The following is a 17607-nucleotide window of genomic DNA, read 5'->3' as shown; positions in this document are numbered from 1 at the left end:
AGCTAGATAACAAAAAGCCCCAAAGGAAACTTTGGGGCTTTTTTGTGTTTACTCATTCGAGTTTCAAACGCTTGCTTCTTTTAAACTTTTGCATGAACAAGCGCATTATAGACTCGTCTTAAACGCGCTTAGCATTGAGATCACAGACGCTCAAGCACAGCTTGCGTGAAGTCAGTCGTGCCGTGAGTGCCGCCTAAATCGCGAGTCGTACGGTCGCCTTCTTCGATTACTGCAGATACCGCTTTACGGATTTGCTCAGCTTTGTCAGCCATACCTAAGTATTCCAGCATTTGGATAGACGCTAAAATCACTGAGGTTGGGTTTGCGAGGTTTTTGCCAGCGATATCAGGCGCACTACCGTGAACGGCTTCGAAAATCGCAGCATCACGGCCAATGTTTGCGCCCGGTGCCATACCTAAACCACCCACTAAACCTGCACACAGGTCCGATAAAATGTCACCGAATAGGTTAGTCGTCACGATCACATCGAAGTTTTCTGGGTTCATCACTAACTTCATGCACGTTGCATCGACGATCATTTCTTCTGTCTTGATGTCTGGGTAACGTAGGCTCACTTCACGGGCCACTTTCAGGAACAGGCCTGACGTTGACTTCATAATGTTAGCTTTGTGCACGATAGTGACTTTCTTACGGTTTTCTTTACGGGCCAGTTCATAGGCGAAAGTGGCGATTTGCTCGGCACCTTGGCGAGTCACGATACTGGTCGCTTCTGCTGTTAAACCATCTTCAGACACTTTTTGACCATGGCCAGAATACATGCCTTCGGTGTTTTCACGTACCGTGATGATATCGATATTTTCGTAACGGGCTTGGGTACCTTTGAAAGACAGTACTGGGCGTACGTTAGCATACAGACCGAATTTCTTACGCAAGGTTACGTTGATAGAAGTAAAGCCTTCACCAACGGGAGTCGTCAGCGGCCCTTTCAGCGTGATACGGTTTTTTTCAATGAGTTCTAAAGTGCGTGCTGGCAGTAACTCGCCTTGCTTTTCAAGTGCAGTCAGGCCGGCATCGGCAAATTCATATTCAAAATCACAGCCCGCTTTATCAAGAATTTTTAAGGCTGAATCAATAATACTTGGGCCAATTCCATCACCTGGAATTACGGTTATCGTTCTTTTTGACATGGAGAAGTCCTTCCACGGTTCGTCGTTACTGCAATTGTCTGCACCAGTGCTAACTGGATAGCAGGACTATGAATTTGGTATTTTTTCTGCCTATTATTTTAACCATCTTTGGTCAAACTTCACAGGAAATAGTGAGCAATATCACGATTTTTTATGTGGTATAACTTGTAAAAATACTGGGTTCTCACCATGATGGAGAGCCAATGGTTAAAAAAGTCTACTTTAGTCTAACAAATATATAAAAGAGGAAGACATTGAAGTTAATCCCTATCACATCTCTGGTTTTGTTATCCCTCGGAATATTGCCAGCAGTGCAGGCTGAAACCAGCACTAAACCGCTCACCCTAACAGACATTATGCATTTTGAATCCCTTGAAAAGCCGGTTATCTCAGATAAGGGGCAAGTCATCGCGGTCGAGTCTGCGCCCGATCGTGGGGATAGTCACGTCATTGTGAAAAATGTCCTGTCGCAGCAAAGCTATCAAATCGCGGGGGGGTCAGCTCCCTTGGTGAACCACGATGGTCGTTATGTAGCTGTGGTGGTTAAACCGAGTTTGCTCACGCGTGAAACGAGTGATGCCAAGGCGAAGAAAAAACTCAAGTCCGACATGGTGTTGCTCGATACTCAAACTGGCACGCAAACTCGCTTCGAGCGTGTGAAGGAATTTGTGTTCAGTGATGACGGTAAGCATCTGGCGATTTGGTTTGAGGCTGATGAAGAGTCCAAAAAAGATGCTGGGCCTAAAACTACCGAAAAACTCGCTGAAGCAGGCACACAAAGCCCTGCGAATATTGATAAGCCAAAGGTCGATAAGTTTGACCAAGGTCGACGTTTTACGTTGATCAGTTTAGAAGACCAAACAAAGCGAATTGATGTCGAGCAGGTTACTGGCTATGTTTTTGATAAGGCAAGCCGTAGACTCGCGCTGGCAGTGAACGATATCACCAATAAGCAACATCAATTGCAGTTAGTCGATTTAAACACTCACAAAAAAACCGTTGCCTTTGATTCGCCTAGCCAACAGATTGGTGCGTTAGCGCTGGCTAAAAATGGTCGTTGGCTTGCATTTACGCAGGGCAAAGACAGCGAGTTACCTTATGGCCGCAGCTATCAGTTATCGCTGGTCGATTTGCAGTCGAGCAAAATCAGTAACCCCCCCGAATCACCCGAGTGGAAACTCAATCGCTACACTAGCTTAAGCTTCTCATTGGATAGCGAACGGTTGTTTTTTGGCCGCGTACCTGAGGTGAGTCAGCAGCTCAGTTTGCAGAAGATCACCGAAGAAAAAGACCTGTTTGATACAAATATTGTCACCGGACAGCGTGGGCTTAAGGTGTGGCATGGGGATGATCCTCGTATTAAGCCTAATGAAATCAAGCAATATGAGGATGAGCAAAAACGCACTTACCTTGCGGTATTGCATTTAGGCTCAAATAACGTGGTGCAGCTTGGCGATAAAACTGTTCCAGATGTGACGATTTCACAACATAAACGTTTTATGTTGGCCAGTTCAGATTTGCCCTATCGCAAGATGGCAACTTGGGCAGGGTTCTACCAAGATTATTATCTGGTCGATATTAATACTGGCAGTAAAGTGCCATTTTTGACACAACAGCCGAGTGATGCCGAGCCTACGCTGTCGGGAAATGGCAAGTATGTGGCTTATTATCAGCAAGGTAATGTGTATCTATATGATATTGCTCAGGATCGTCGTACTAATCTCACAAAATCCCTAAAGGTCAGTTTTGCCGATGAAGACCACGATTATCCATCCAGCGCTCCAGGATATGGTTTTGGTCCTTGGCTTAAAAATGATGCGGGTTTCTTGGTTTACGACAAATACGATGTTTGGCAGTTTAATACCGAATCTAAGGCGGGTTTTGCCTTAACCGCAGGTAAAGGGCGTACTCAGAAAATTCAATATCGCCTTGAGGGCTTAGTCGATAATCCCGATGAGCCAGCAGAGCTTGCCTATAACGCCACTGTGTTACTCCACGGTTATAGTGATAAAACCAAGGCCGATGGTTTTTATCAAGCCACCTTGGGCGAAGCTGGCGTGAAGACGTTGATGCAAGGTGAGTATAAGCTGACCGTGTTAGGCCGCAGTAAAGATGCCGATACTATCGTGTTTTCTAAGGAGCGTTTTGACTTATTCCCTGACTTATATACGGCTAACTATAGCGCGCCGCAAAATGCAGTTAAGCAAACCGATTTAGATAAGCAGCGTCAAGCCTTTAACTGGAGCCAATCCGAGTTAGTTCACTGGACAAATGGCGATGGTAAACCGTTAGATGGCGTGCTGATCAAGCCGACGAATTATCAAGCGGGCAAGCGCTATCCTGTACTGGTTTATTACTATCGCTTTATGACGGATAGACTGCATGCCTTCCCGCAGATGAACATTAACCACAGACCTAACTTTGCTTGGTACATCAATAATGGCTATGCGGTGTTCCTACCGGACATTCGCTTTGAAATTGGTTACCCAGGGGCGAGTTCAGTACAAGCGCTCACGTCTGGCGTGCAAAAGCTGATTGAGATAGGCATTGCCGATCCCGATGCTATTGGTTTGCAAGGTCATTCTTGGAGTGGCTATCAAACGGCGTTTGCCATTACTCAAACTAAGATGTTTAAGGCGGCGGTTGCAGGTGCTCCAGTATCGAACATGACCAGTGCCTATAGCGGTATTCGCCACGGTACAGGCATTGCGCGTCAGTTCCAATATGAAACCGGACAGAGTCGTATTGGCACAAGTTTGTTTGCCGCGCCACAAAAGTACATTGAAAACTCGCCAGTATTTTATGCTGACCGTATTCAAACGCCTTTGATGATCATGTTTGGTGATAAGGATGATGCAGTGCCTTGGGAACAAGGTGTTGAAATGTACTTAGCCATGCGCCGTGCGGGTAAAGAGGTGGTGTTCTTGCAATACGAGGATGAGCCGCATCACTTGAAAAAGTACCCGAACAAGCTCGATTACAGCATTCGCATGATGCAATATTTCGACCATTATCTGAAGGGAAAACCTGCGCCAGAATGGCTCAGCAAAGGTGAAGCCTATGTCGAGTATAAGGCCGATGATGAATAGGCAATTGGCTTAGTTGTTTTACAATTGAGCCAATTCGTTGATTGTCAAAATAAAAACGCCACCGATTCGGTGGCGTTTTTATTTAACTGTCAGTCGTATTTATTTACTGGTTAATGTCTCTTGGGCAGAGCTGAGGGCTGTGTCAGTATCTGCATCGAGATATTGCTTATAGGTATCTTGGCCCCAAGCAATCAATTGATCATTTTCAAAAATCAGTGGGGTACATTCCTCTTTCGTGGTCACACCGTCTGATTTTTCATGGTGAGTGCGATAAAAGAGCACCTGTAGCTTGGTTTCTTTTACGGCTTTGGCCTCTGAAAAGTCAGCTTTACCTAGTAACTGTTTTACTGAAACGATATTTTGCCCTAGCGCTAACTCGTTCATTTTTTGGCTGTTATAGGATTGTCTGTCCTCCCAACTCATGTCATCTGGCGTAGGTTCATAAACGAGTACCACCACAGCGACAAAGGCGACGTAGGCGGCGAAAATGCTACCGATGATTACCGAAACTTTTGATTTCATTTACAGTTATTCCTTTACCTCATTAAATGAGTCACGTTATTACGTCCATAAAATACGCTTTTGTTGTTCTAAGGTAAATGCGTTAATTGCAACTTTATATTAACAGATGTTTAGGCAGGATTGATTGGGTTTTCAGGCAGGCAGTTATTATCAGGTAAGGAGTTCATCACGCGAAAATCTTTTAAATTAATATTGAGTGGCAGGTCTGTTTGTAACTGTGCGAGCTTATAGCTGAGTCTTGCCATCTCCTTACCTTCGGCAAGTTTTTTGGCTTGTTTAGCACCTAAGTTAGATAGCGATGAAAACAAGGTTGGTAAGCTTCTAAAGGTTTTCAATAATTCGGCGGCTGATTTAGGGCCTATGCCTGCAATTCCGGGAATTTTATTACCGCTATCGCCCGCTAATGCCATCAAGTCGAGAAATTGATTGCGCTCGACACCGAGTTTTTGTTCCAATGCAGCGATATCTAAGTACTGCTGATTAAAGTGATCCCACTGGCTGATTTGGCGATGATTGAGCTGACTAAAACCTTTGTCGGTGGACACTATAATGGCTTCACCCTGCGCTTTGGCGGTTTTTATCGCTAGAGTGGCAATCACATCATCGGCTTCAGCCGCCGCATAAATAGAGCCAATGTTCATCATGGTTAAGTGATCTTGCAGCGCAGCAAGGCCTTTTGCCAGCGGCTCCGGCATAGGTTTACGGCCTTTCTTATAATCGGGGTAAAGCTGTTTACGCCATGAGACTTCATCCCCATCCCACACGATAGCTACATGGGTTGGGCGATGCACACGCAGCAGTTTAGTGCACGCCAAACTGACGCGCTCTGTGAGGCTTTGCATATCGGATTCATCGGGGATCGCCGCATAGATGCGGCGAACCAAGTTGAGACCATCGATGATTAAAAACTTGTTCATGGGGTGTTGTTGCTTCGCTCTCTATTTCACTATTTGATAGCAAGGAATATAGGCGCTTCCTGGAAGCTTCATTCTTTGTTGTTGTACAAATGCACTTAAGAGTTTATCCATCATATCCATGAGCTTAGGATCGCCTTTTAGTTGGAAGGGGCCATCACGCTCTATGTGCTTGATTGTTTCCGATTTGACGTTACCCGCCACTATACCCGAAAACGCTTTACGCAGGTTGGCGGCAAGTTCGGCTTTATTGGTTTGGAAGTGTAGATCTAAGTTTGCCATCACTTCGTGGCTTGGGATAAAAGGTAACTGAAACTCAGACTCTATCTTCAGTGCCCACTGATATTGGTAAGCATCACCTGTTGAGCGGCGATAGGCTTTTACTTGCTCCATTCCTTGCTTCATGATGCGTGCCACTTCAGTGGGATTATCAATGATAATTTGGTACTTTTTCTGAGCTTCGGGTCCTAAGGTTGAGGCAATAAACTCATCAATCTTAATAAAGTAATCTGCGCTCTCCGTTGGGCCTGTGAGTATCAGGGGGAAAGGCGTTTGTTGGTTTTCTTCGTTAAGTAAAATACCCAATATATAGAGCAATTCTTCAGCCGTGCCAGCACCGCCAGGGAAGATAATAATGCCGTGGCCTAAGCGCACGAAAGCTTCGAGGCGCTTTTCAATATCGGGTAAGATCACCAGTTCATTGACAATTTGATTCGGTGGCTCGGCGGCAATAATACTTGGTTCAGTTAAACCAATATATCGTGCATTTTTAATCCGTTGCTTGGCATGACCTATCGCCGCACCTTTCATCGGACCTTCCATCGCACCAGGACCACAGCCTGTACAAATATCTAATTCCCTCAGGCCAAGTTGATAACCTACCTCACGTGTGTACTGGTATTCGATGGCATTAATACTGTGTCCGCCCCAACAAACGACTACATTAGGGTCCTTCATTGGTGCTATCGCCCGCGCATTACGCAGAATATCAAACACCACATTGGTGATATGGTGGGCATTGGTCAGATTAATGTGTTTTAGTGAGTCATATCTATCACTGATATAAAGGATATCGCGTAAGACTGAGAACAGATGCTCTTGAATTCCCGTGATAATTTGACCATCGACAAAGGCTTGTTCGGGGGGATTGATCAGTTCTAATTTTACACCGCGCTCCCGTTGTAGAACGTTGATGTCGAAATCATGGTATTGCTCGAATAGGGCTTTAGAGTTGTCGGTTTTTAAACCCGCGGCAAGCACTGCTAAGGAGCAGTTGCGGTACAGTTGGTATAGGGCACTTTTGGCACTATTTTTAAGTCGATCAACTTCAAGTTGCGAAAGCTGATCCATGCTGCCTTTTGGGCTGACTTTTACTATCATTTACCACTCCTTCGTCATGACAGGAGTGATTAGAGGAGGCGTATAGTGGGGCTTAATTATACGTCAATCACAACCCTGTCTCTGCTTTCGTGTTTCGCTTTGTAGAGTGCTGCATCGGCGCGTTCAAAGGTCTCATGTATGAGTTCACTTCCCATAACTTGCGCAGCCCCTATAGATACTGTAACTGTAATTCTCTGATTTTTAAATTTAAATGGAATATTTTTTACTTTCTCGCGCACTCTGTTTAAAAGTTGAGCGATATCAGCAGGGGCCACATCAGGTAATAGCAGTACAAATTCTTCACCGCCATAGCGGGCTACAAATTCTGTATCTCGCAGGGAGTTTTTTAATGCCATTGCTATAACTTGCAAGGTTTTATCACCTGTGCTGTGGCCAAAACTGTCGTTGATGGTTTTGAAGTGATCGATATCGGCAACGGCAACCCACAGCGGGGACTTATGTCGTTGATAGTTACGGTATTCTAGCTCCATGCGCTCTTCTAATGCAGCACGGTTAGGCAATTGAGTTAAGCTGTCGAGTAAGTTGAGTTTTTGTTGTTCAAACAAACGCTCTTTGTAGGTGTTAGCCTCACTACTTAACTCATTAAGCTCTTTGCGCATTGTCTCCATCGACTTGCGTAGCAGAGCTTGCTCTCTTTGCTCTAGGGCTTCTTTACGGGCTAATGCCGAGCGGATAGAGTTAAGTTGCTCTGTTAGTTGAGCTTTAAGGTCAACGACGTCTTCCACATCGATAATGATTTCACCGGCGTTGTCGACGCGGGTGTTAATCTCACGATTTAGCTGGGTTTTTAATTGGAAGCTACGTTGATTGTGATTGTAAGATTCGCTCACCACTTCACGCACCGCGGCTAAGGCATCATTGAGTGCAAACAAAAACTCTTGGGATGCCGATTTCTCGCGGGCGATGTTATCAAGCAATAACGCTAAAATGGTTTGGTAGGCTTCGAGCAAGCTATCAACTTCAATCTCAGAAGAGAGTACTTCTTTGATCACTAATACTTGGTCACGTTGATCTTTACGGAACTCGATTTCCGAAATCATCTGTGCCAGCTCATGGGCTAGTTGCCTGTGTTTTGGTAAGACATCAAGTTTTTCAGATTCGCTAAATTGTAGCTGTAATATGGTTTCGTAGAAGCCAATGATTTGCTTAACTTTAGGTATATATTCCCACACAGTATGAAAAGGTTTTGCCAGATCTTGCTTGAAGTAATTGACTTCTTTTTTGAGCTTTTCAGGTGCAGAGTTAACGCGTTGGATCTGACGGATCACCTGTGACAAACCAGTACGACTCTCTTCGAGTTGTACCATCACATGGTGATATTGGCCTTTTAGCAGGCGCTCGACATCAACTAATTCTGGCAATGCCTCATCGACTCGCTCAAACGTATTTAAGTTATGGCGCAGTTTGGCGAGTTTATTATCCAGCTCAAGATTTTGCCCTTTACAGGCGAGGCTTAAGTGACCAATAAATTGGAGTAATGTCTGTAACTTTGCATTTCTATCTTCATTAACTTCATCAAGGGCAAGTTTGGCCGAATGGAGTTTCTGTTGCAGCAAGGCAAGTTGTGAAACTGTAGCGCTTGAATCCTTCATCCTGAGTATTGTCCTAACTCTGCAAGGCTAAAAAACATGACAATCCTATGTCCAGATTAGCTGTTAACTCATATGATACTAATGTTATAACACTGGGCGTAGAGTGCAAATGCGATTTGCCTGTGACTCTGTGATTAATTACCGATATTGATCAAATATTTTCCAATAATTGCCTATCTTGGTTATTTTCCCAGCAAGGCCAGCGAATATCCTCTTTATTGCCGTTGGTCTCTAATCTGATTAATCCACGCTCAATGCCTTTTTCAAGGTGCAAAAATAACGGGTTTGCAAATAAGCTCAAAGGAACAAAGTCTAGGGCTCTGAGAACGACATAATAGTCGTTATTGCCATCTAAACTACGGGCACAGGCAAGCGCCATCTGCACTGTTTCAAATTTTAATTTCGCGGCCATTTTAATTTCTGATTTCGCTAAAAGTGGCAAATGCGCAAAGCCAAGACGGAAATGATGTGTGATTTGCTGTTGATCGAGTTTCAGGCGTACTTGGCTGAGTATTTGTGTCGGCTCAATAGGTTGCGTGAACCGAACCGCAAATACCCCTTGGCGTACCACATAAACAGATGCTGCGAGTGCATCCGTTAGATGATTGGCAATTTGCGCTGTTACTGCATCACTAAAATATTGGCCATAGTCCAGATCCGCCGTAAGTTGGGTGGGGAAGGCGATAATCGCGAGTGCCGTTGTGGATTCCTGACTTTGATTATGGCTTAAGTGCGCTAATAATGCGGCATACCCTAAATTGTGAGTGAAGGGTTCCTGTAGCGTTAATTGAGTTAATGCCGCGTTTTTAGCCGTTATTTTGCGGCGATTTTGTAGCATGAAAATAATCACGAGCAGCAAGAGTCCAGCAATAAGGCTGCAAATGAGCAGTAGCGTGTGAGTGTTGTTGCTTTCTTTCACTGTCTCAACGAGTTTTCCCTGTAGCATGTTGAGCTCAAGTTTTAGCTGTTGCTCTGCAAGGGCAGAGGCCGACACAGGGGAGTCTTTATCAGTCTCGGCAGGCTTTTTACCTAGCTCAATGATACGGGCTTGGGCATCGATGGTTTTTGCTAATTCACCTAATTTTTGCGCCGCCGAGGCGATAAGTGTGAGTGCGGATTTTTGTTCATCGACCAGTTTTAAATCGACCGCGAGTGCTAATGCGATATCGGCATGGGCCATCATTAGCGGCCAATCTTGGTTGGTTTGGGCGATTTCACCAATTAAGAGTTCGTTATAAACTTGATAGTGATGGCTTTGTTTTTCTTTGAATATTTGATTGGCCATCAGTAAATATTTTAGGGCGTTAACATTGTCTTTAATATTTGAGTAGGCTTGTCCTAAATTATGGAAATTAAGCCCCTGTGCGATGTAGTTACCGCGTTTTGCATCTAATTGCTGGGCATTTAGGTAGTAATCAATCGCTTTATGCCAATCCCCTTGTTCGCCATAGACCATAGCGATCACTGTCATACAACTTGAAAGATAAGTGTCATTGCCCATTTTTTTAAAGCCAGCCGCGGCTTCATGAGCGTTTTTAAGCGCTTCATCCCACTGCTTTAAATCACGGTATACCTTTGAAAGTTGTAATTGCAGATTGGTTTTCATTGATGGGTAATTAGAACGATTAGAGATCCGAATCGCTTCACTATAATGCTGTAATGATTTTGTAAGCTGCTGATTAAAGTTGTAATAAAAGCCAAGCCTCGCTTCAGCCGCCGCGATTAAATAATCGTTTCTGAGTTTATAGGCAATGTCGCGGTATGTGTGGAAGTGCATCAGTGCTGGCACTTCTTGGCGGATCAATAAATGTAAGCCACCTAGATGTTCATGAATATTGTGTTTAAGAATTAATGCTTCGATGTCATAGCTGTCGTTGATGCGGGTGAGCGCTTCATTATAAAGACCAATCGCTTCTTGATATTTCTGTTCCGTACGGCCAAGGTAACGGCCATTTAACATGGCGACCATGGCAAGTTCGTAGGGCGATTGCGCCGCAGTCGATAGGAGTTCAATCAAGCTTTTTGCGTTTTGAAAATCGACCTTGGTTTTAACGTTTGGCTCCATATTGAGGCGGGCCAGTAAATACAAAATCTGTTCAAATTCGAGTGGATTGTAGCCTTGCTCTTGGGCTGCGCGCTCAAATTGGTCACGGTTTTGAAATGCGAGGGGAAAGGAAATCGTTTTGTTGAGTGCATCATACATTTGCTGCGGTGATTCTCTTAACTCAACCTCATCCGCTTCGAGATCTCGGCTTTGGACTGTAAAAGGCAGTGACAGCAACAGAGTAAATAAAATAACCGTGAGTTTTTGCATTTGAACTGTGATTCCTCATTCCTTTAGTCAAGGAACTTATTTTGTTAGCTTTTGTTAGCGCCTAATGAGGATGCTACATCGACTTGTTATACTTGGAAAAATCATAAGAAGCATAATAACAGAAGGAAGCAAGAGTGAAACCCAACAGACTATCAATCTTGATATTGAGCGCATTATTTTCGGGTCAAGTATTGGCCGATGTGAAATACCAAATCGACCTTATTAAACCCGAATACCATATTGCCCAAGTGAGTGTCACTTTTCCTGAAGTGAAGACGAACGATTTTACGGTGAATCTCCCTGTGTGGCGGACGGGCAAATATCAAGTATTGCCTTTGGCCGATGGTGTGCGCTTATTTAGTGCTAAAGATAGTCAAGGTCATGAACTGCAATGGAAGCGCACCGCGAGCGGTGAATGGCAAGTGGCGCTCACGCAGCCAACCCGTGTTACCGTCAGTTATCAATTGTATGCTAATGAATTAGGCGAAAGGGTGCGCCATATTGACGCGAGCCATGCCTATTTAGATGCTAGCGGTGTGTTCATGTACAGTCCGCAATTTCGCTCTGAACCAATATCCGTAGAATTAAAAGTACCTAAAAATTGGCAAAGTTACTCTGGGATGTCATCGGGTAAGGCCGCTCATTCCTTTATTGCCCCTAATTATGATGTGTTGATCGACTCCCCGATTGAAACTGGTGTGAGTACCCATAAACAATTTAGTGCTAATGGTAAAAACTATGAATTGGTGTTTTGGGGGGAAGGTAACTATGACACGGATAAAATAGTAAAAGATCTTAAAGCCTTAAGCGGTCAAGCTAAGGTGATTTGGGATGATTATCCTTTTGATCGTTACGTTTATATGGTGCATGCAACGAGTGGTGCCAGTGGCGCGACAGAACATTTAAATTCTACTGTCATTCAGCTGCCGCGCTTTAGTTTCCGTGAACGCAAGGACTACCTGCGCTTTATTAGCACGGCATCCCATGAGTTTATCCATACCTGGAACGTGAAGGCTTATCGTCCCGAGGGATTAGTTCCCTACGATTATCAACATGAAAACATGACGGAATTACTGTGGATGGCTGAAGGTTCTACCAGTTATTTTCAAGATCAGTTGCTGTTGCGGGCTGGAGTGATAACAGTTAAAGAGTTCCTCGAAGATTTAGCCAAGCGCGTCGAGAAAAACCAACTCAATCCGGGTCGTGAAACTCAATCTGTGGCAGAGGCGAGTGCAGGGGAGTGGAGCAGTATCGGTGGCGATTATGCCATTAACCACAGTGTAAATATTTACTCAGAGGGTTACTTAACCTCTTTAGCCTTAGATTTTTCATTACTGCAAGACTCCGAACTTAAGTATTCATATCGCGATGTGCACCGTCGTTTATATCAAGAACATCGCGTACCAAAAGGTTATGGTGTTAGTGATGTTCAGTATATTCTTAAAGACTTATCCGGCAAAGATTATGCACCTTGGTGGCAAGCCAATGTGAATAGTCCCATGAGTTTAGATTTCCCAGAATTATTATCACAGGCTGGGTTAAATCTGTCCTATGGTAAAGATTCAAAAGCTGAGGCATTTGCGGGAATGACCTTGAGCAGCACCCATGGCTCTTTAGTGTTAGACCAAGTGTTGCGTAATGGTCCTGCTTGGCAAGCGGGCATAGTTGCGGGGGATGAAGTATTAGCGATTAATGGTCTCAAGGTGACTGCTGCGGGTTTCTATAAGCGCATCAAAGACTTTAAGGTTGGCGATAGTGTAGAGGTGGTATTATTTAGCAACGATAAAATCAAGCAAGTACAGCTCATCCTTGGCGAGCAGCAAAGCGGTAAGCTAGTGCTCAAGGGGGATGCAAAAGCGACTAAACAGCAAAAAGCTTTCTTCAAGACTTGGTTAGGCATTGATTGGCCGTTTGACAATAAAGGCGAGTTAGCGATTAAAGCTTAATGTGGTTAGGGCTTCATCTTTAGCATCTAAATGCCTTTGTCTTAAAGCCACCTAAAGTGAAATCGTCATAAAAAAGGCGCAACCATTATTTTGATGGGGCGCCTTTTCTTATCTTGTACGGCTCAGTCTAACAAGCGAATTGCAGATCTCGTTTGCTTAACGATTTCTGCTTAAACTTGTGCGTCTTCGAGTCCACCAAGGGCGGCCACGAGTGCATGCATCAAGGCGACTAACTCGCTGCCCATTAGGGCAAAGTCTGCATCTAAACGGGCCATAGGATCGTCAGTGCCGACTTCATCGTTCCCTGCTCTAAACTCTTCAGAGAATTTAAGGCGCTTCACGCTGGCATCTGATTGCAATAATAGTGCAATCGATTGGCCGAAATGCAGCGCTAACTTGTGTACTTGCTTACCTGTTGCTAAGTGAGCTAACACTTCGTCTTCTTTCAAATCCTGCTGCTTAAAGCGCACAATTCCGCCTTCATCAGCTTCAGATTTTAGCTCGGCTTCGTCTTGCATTTCAAAGGGTAATGGTGCGCTGCCAAGTTTTAACCATTCAGTTAAATTGGATTCGACTGGCGCTTTAAAGCTCAGTGGGATCACAGGTAAACTGCCGAGAGCTTTACGTAATAACGCTAATAATTCTTCGGCCTTAGTGGCACTTGAACTATCAACGAGGATCATTTCTAGCTCAGGCAAAATCAAGGCGTGGGTTTGGCTTCGACGCGAAAAAGCGCGTGGCAGTAGGCTAGTGATGATTTCATCTTTTAGCGCATCTTTTTCTTTTTTCGCCAGTTTACGATTTTCTTCATCTTCAATGAGAGCCACTTTTTCTTCTAAGGCTTCTTTGATGACTTGGCCTGGCAGAATTTTCTCTTCTTTAGTCACGCAGATCAGATGGCGATTGTCAGCGCTATGGACCAAAGAACTGCCTTTTTTGCCTAACGCATTTGAGAAACCAAATTTACTGACATCTTGGCTTGAGCAGGGGGAGAAAGTGAAATCGGCCAACGCAGTTTCTAGCGCTTCGGTTTCGACGGCAAAAGGTTTATTGAAACGATAAAGAGTAAGATTTTTAAACCACATAAGAGGCGCCCATTGAAAATTAAAGTGGCAGTTTACGGCATAGTTTGGACGGGGTAAACCTGTGTTCAATAGCTGATTTTTAACTGAGGATCAGAATTCATTAAACTGTAACATAATAATTAGCTTAGCTGCAGCCCGCATTTTTACTGGGTTTTATGCCTGGCTTCGCGTCAGCTTTTTTGCACGCCAACGTTAATGGTCACAATTGAAATAAAATTGAAACACATTCATTGCAAACTTTCGGTCGTTCCAAACCAATAACCAAGACGAACATAACGTCGAAAGGATTAAATGATGAACGTTTTTTGTAAAACTCTACTTGCTTCTGCGCTAGCTTCTGCAACTCTGGCTTCAGCTAATGCCGCTGAGCCACTGACTGTTTATGGTAAGTTGAATGTCACTGCTCAATCAAATGATGAGAAAGGTGATGCTACAACAACTATTCAAAGTAATGCTTCTCGTTTTGGTGTGAAGGGTGATTTTGCGCTGTCTAGCTCGCTGGAAGCTTTCTACACAGTGGAATATCAAGTTGATACAGGTGCAGCATCAAGCGATAACTTTACTGCACGTAACCAATTTGTTGGTTTGAAAGGCGCATTTGGTTCGTTCTCTGTGGGTCGTAATGATACCTTGTTGAAAATTTCTCAAGGTGATGTTGATCAGTTTAACGACCTTTCAGGTGACTTAGGTAAGCTGTTCAAGGGTGAAGTTCGCGCTGCTCAAACGGCGACTTACCTTACGCCTTCCTTTGGTGATTTTGTATTCGGTGTTACCTATGTTGCCGAAGGCAATGATGTAAAAGGTCAATTTGCTCAAGATGGTTTTAGCTTAGCGGCCATGTATGGTGATGCGAAACTGAAAAAAACACCCGTTTATGCATCTCTTGCTTATGACTCAGATGTGTCTGGATATGAGATTGTTCGTGCCAGCTTACAAGCTAAGTTAGCCGGTATTAAACTGGGTGGTATGTACCAGCAACAAGAGCAAACCTATAAATTTGATTCTGCAACGTCGATGCCAGTTGAAGTCACTGCAGAAAGTGCTAACGGCTATCTATTAAGCGCTGCCTATGATATTGATGCTGTTACTTTAAAAGCTCAGTTCCAAGATATGGAAGAACTTGGTGATTCATGGTCGGTAGGTGCAGACTACAGCTTAGGTAAGCCAACTAAACTATTCGCTTTCTACACGAACCGTTCGTTAGAAGCGTCTACAGATGATGACAAATACATTGGTGTTGGCTTAGAACACAAATTCTAAATCTAGCATTAAAACTCAATTAAGGAGGCATATAGCCTCCTTTTTTATTGCTATAAACAAACAGTTATATAAACTTATTATGACAAATATTACTACTATATAGCTCAAGCGGCGTGCTTATTCATAAATCTGTAATAAAAATGACTAATAATAGCCGTGTTGACATTCACTGACAGAAAATCACTTATGACTGCAAGGATATTGATAGTAGAAGACGAGTTGGCCATCCGCGAGATGCTGACTTTTGTAATGGAACAGCATGGGTTTACAACCTCTGCGGCGGAAGATTTTGATTCGGCCATTGCGCTGCTAAAGGAGCCTTACCCCGATCTGATTTTATTGGATTGGATGTTTCCTGGCGGAAGTGGTATTCAATTGGCGAAACGCTTAAAGCAAGATGAGTTTACGCGCCAAATTCCGATCATTATGTTAACCGCCCGCGGTGAAGAGGAAGATAAAGTCAAAGGCCTCGAAGTTGGCGCCGATGATTACATCACTAAACCTTTTTCCCCTAAAGAGCTGGTCGCACGTATTAAAGCCGTATTGCGTCGTAGTGCACCGACTCGTTTAGAAGAAACCATTGATGTACAGGGCTTAATGCTCGACCCTGTGAGTCACAGGGTGAGTGTGGGTGAAACTGTATTAGATATGGGCCCAACCGAATTTCGTTTATTACACTTTTTCATGACCCATCCTGAGCGTGTTTACAGCCGTGAACAGCTACTCGATAATGTGTGGGGCACCAATGTGTATGTTGAAGACAGAACCGTTGACGTGCATATCAGACGCCTTCGTAAAGCCGTTGAAGAGTCTGGTCATGATCGCTTGATCCAAACGGTTCGTGGCGCTGGTTATCGTTTCTCTACACGCATTTAGTGCTGAATAACTGTTAGGCACAAGTTAGCTTTTACGCTATCTTGTGCTCCTCTTATTTAGCCTGATGTTTGGGTTTATTTATGTCTGACTCTTATTCAGGGTATCGGTTGTTTACGCGTTTAGGTTTATATCTACTGCTTTGCGCGCTAATAGGTTTATTGGTAGGGAAACTTCTCTGGATACTCTTTATCGGCACGCTAGGGTTAGTTTGCTGGCATTACCGACAATTATCACGGCTTAACTTTTGGTTATGGCGGGATAGGAAACTCACGCCGCCGCAGGGCAGTGGGAGCTGGGAAGGTGTATTTAACGGTATTTATCGCCTTCAAGGGAAGAATCGTCGGCGTGTCGGTCAACTGGCCGCACTGCTGGCACGATTTCGTCAAGGTGCTGAGGCGTTACCCGATGCCGCTGTCGTGCTTGATTCAGAGCATAATATTTTATGGTGTAACAAGTTAGCGCAACTCATTCTCGGTTTTGTGTGGCCACAGGATAATGGTCAACGAATCGATAATTTAATCCGTCATCCTGATTTTTCTGCTTACATTAAATCCGCACAATACAAAGAGCCGCTGGAGTTACCTTCGCCGGTATCGGATAGGCGTTTGCTTGAAATCCGTATCATGGCTTACGGTGACCGGCAGCTACTGTTAATTGCGCGGGATATCACTCGTATACGTCAGCTTGAGGGAATGCGAAAAGAGTTTGTCGCCAATGTGTCGCATGAATTAAAAACGCCGCTCACTGTGCTACAGGGTTACCTCGAAATGATGCAAAGCATGGCTGAGCCTGATTCGATGAACGTCAAGCCGTTAGCATTGATGCAGCAGCAGACACGACGAATGCAATCTATGGTCGAACAGCTATTGATGTTATCGCGAATTGAAGATGCAGCGGATATTAACCTCGAAAACACTGTGAATATGACGCAGTTGATGGAGGTGCTCAAGGAGGAAGCTAAGGCGCTGGCACAAGATAAGTATGAGTTGAGTTTCTATTGTGAGCCTGGACTTGATTCTCACGGCAATGAATTGCAGCTGAGAAGTGCCTGTTCTAACTTGATTTCTAATGCGATTCGTTACACAGAACCTGGCGGGAAAATTACAGTGCAGTGGTGCAGTGTGGCTACGGGCGCCATCTTTAGCGTAACGGATACGGGTGAAGGTATTGCGGCTCAGCATATTGGTCGATTAACGGAACGCTTTTATCGGGTAGACAGTGCGCGCTCAAGGCAAACTGGTGGTAGTGGTTTAGGTTTAGCGATAGTAAAACATGCGCTTAACCACCATCACAGTAAGCTTAAAATCAGCAGTGAAGTCGGTAAAGGCAGTACTTTTAGCTTTATTATCCCTTTGCATCTTATCGAACGTAAGAAATAGTATGTGTGAGTGAAATATTTACAATGAATAATAAAAACAGGCCATTAGGGTAATGCCGATCAGTTAAGACAGATCGCTTGA

The 17607-nt window shown here is 44.2% G+C and carries 12 protein-coding genes; 5 read left to right on the top strand and 7 right to left on the bottom strand.

The window, feature by feature from the left end; translation table 11 throughout:
- Positions 1–140 precede the first annotated feature (140 nt).
- Entirely contained in the window at positions 141–1148 is a 1008-nt protein-coding gene (locus RA178_RS15600) for an isocitrate dehydrogenase (protein WP_113941031.1), read from the bottom strand.
- A 254-nt stretch (positions 1149–1402) separates the two neighbouring features.
- On the opposite strand from RA178_RS15600, the gene RA178_RS15595 reads away from it, so the two are divergent.
- Positions 1403–4237 (top strand): prolyl oligopeptidase family serine peptidase, encoded by a 2835-nt coding sequence (locus RA178_RS15595; RefSeq protein ID WP_306682666.1) that lies wholly within the window; start codon positions 1403–1405, stop codon positions 4235–4237.
- 99 nt (positions 4238–4336) lie between these two features.
- Here the strand turns inward: RA178_RS15595 and RA178_RS15590 are convergent, their stop codons facing one another.
- The 5 genes from RA178_RS15590 to RA178_RS15570 form a co-directional block, all read right to left on the bottom strand.
- Entirely contained in the window at positions 4337–4759 is a 423-nt protein-coding gene (locus RA178_RS15590) for a DUF3192 domain-containing protein (protein WP_028760680.1), read from the bottom strand.
- A 110-nt stretch (positions 4760–4869) separates the two neighbouring features.
- Positions 4870–5676 (bottom strand): flap endonuclease Xni, encoded by an 807-nt coding sequence (gene xni, locus RA178_RS15585; protein ID WP_306682663.1) that lies wholly within the window; start codon positions 5674–5676, stop codon positions 4870–4872.
- 21 nt (positions 5677–5697) lie between these two features.
- Positions 5698–7053 (bottom strand): nucleotide 5'-monophosphate nucleosidase PpnN, encoded by a 1356-nt coding sequence (gene ppnN / locus RA178_RS15580; RefSeq protein WP_028760679.1) that lies wholly within the window; start codon positions 7051–7053, stop codon positions 5698–5700.
- Between the two features lie 56 nt (positions 7054–7109).
- A complete protein-coding gene (locus RA178_RS15575) occupies positions 7110–8666 on the bottom strand; it encodes a GGDEF domain-containing protein (protein WP_105249767.1) in 1557 nt (518 codons plus the stop codon).
- A 151-nt stretch (positions 8667–8817) separates the two neighbouring features.
- Positions 8818–10980 carry a tetratricopeptide repeat protein gene (locus RA178_RS15570; RefSeq protein WP_306682661.1) on the bottom strand — a complete coding sequence of 721 codons (2163 nt, stop codon included), beginning with the start codon at positions 10978–10980 and terminating at the stop codon, positions 8818–8820.
- 134 nt (positions 10981–11114) lie between these two features.
- On the opposite strand from RA178_RS15570, the gene RA178_RS15565 reads away from it, so the two are divergent.
- Entirely contained in the window at positions 11115–12926 is a 1812-nt protein-coding gene (locus RA178_RS15565) for a M61 family metallopeptidase (protein ID WP_306682659.1), read from the top strand.
- 170 nt (positions 12927–13096) lie between these two features.
- Here RA178_RS15565 and rdgC read toward each other — a convergent pair whose 3' ends face one another.
- On the bottom strand, positions 13097–14011 hold the full coding sequence (gene rdgC, locus RA178_RS15560) for a recombination-associated protein RdgC (RefSeq protein WP_113941038.1): 915 nt from the start codon (positions 14009–14011) through the stop codon (positions 13097–13099).
- A 291-nt stretch (positions 14012–14302) separates the two neighbouring features.
- Here rdgC and RA178_RS15555 point away from each other — a divergent pair, with 291 nt between their 5' ends.
- From RA178_RS15555 to phoR, 3 genes are all read left to right on the top strand, one after another.
- Positions 14303–15271 carry a porin gene (locus tag RA178_RS15555; RefSeq protein ID WP_168823290.1) on the top strand — a complete coding sequence of 323 codons (969 nt, stop codon included), beginning with the start codon at positions 14303–14305 and terminating at the stop codon, positions 15269–15271.
- Positions 15272–15457: 186 nt separating this feature from the next.
- Complete coding sequence (phoB, locus tag RA178_RS15550; RefSeq protein WP_006085167.1) at positions 15458–16147, top strand: phosphate regulon transcriptional regulator PhoB; 690 nt, start codon at positions 15458–15460, stop codon at positions 16145–16147.
- 80 nt (positions 16148–16227) lie between these two features.
- Positions 16228–17526, top strand: a complete 1299-nt coding sequence (gene phoR, locus RA178_RS15545; protein ID WP_105249762.1) for a phosphate regulon sensor histidine kinase PhoR — start codon at positions 16228–16230, stop codon at positions 17524–17526.
- The last annotated feature ends 81 nt before the right edge of the window (positions 17527–17607 follow it).

The organism is Shewanella oncorhynchi (assembly GCF_030848765.1).
Classification (GTDB): Bacteria; Pseudomonadota; Gammaproteobacteria; order Enterobacterales; family Shewanellaceae; genus Shewanella; species Shewanella oncorhynchi.
This window is presented reverse-complemented; position numbering and strand designations above follow the sequence as displayed.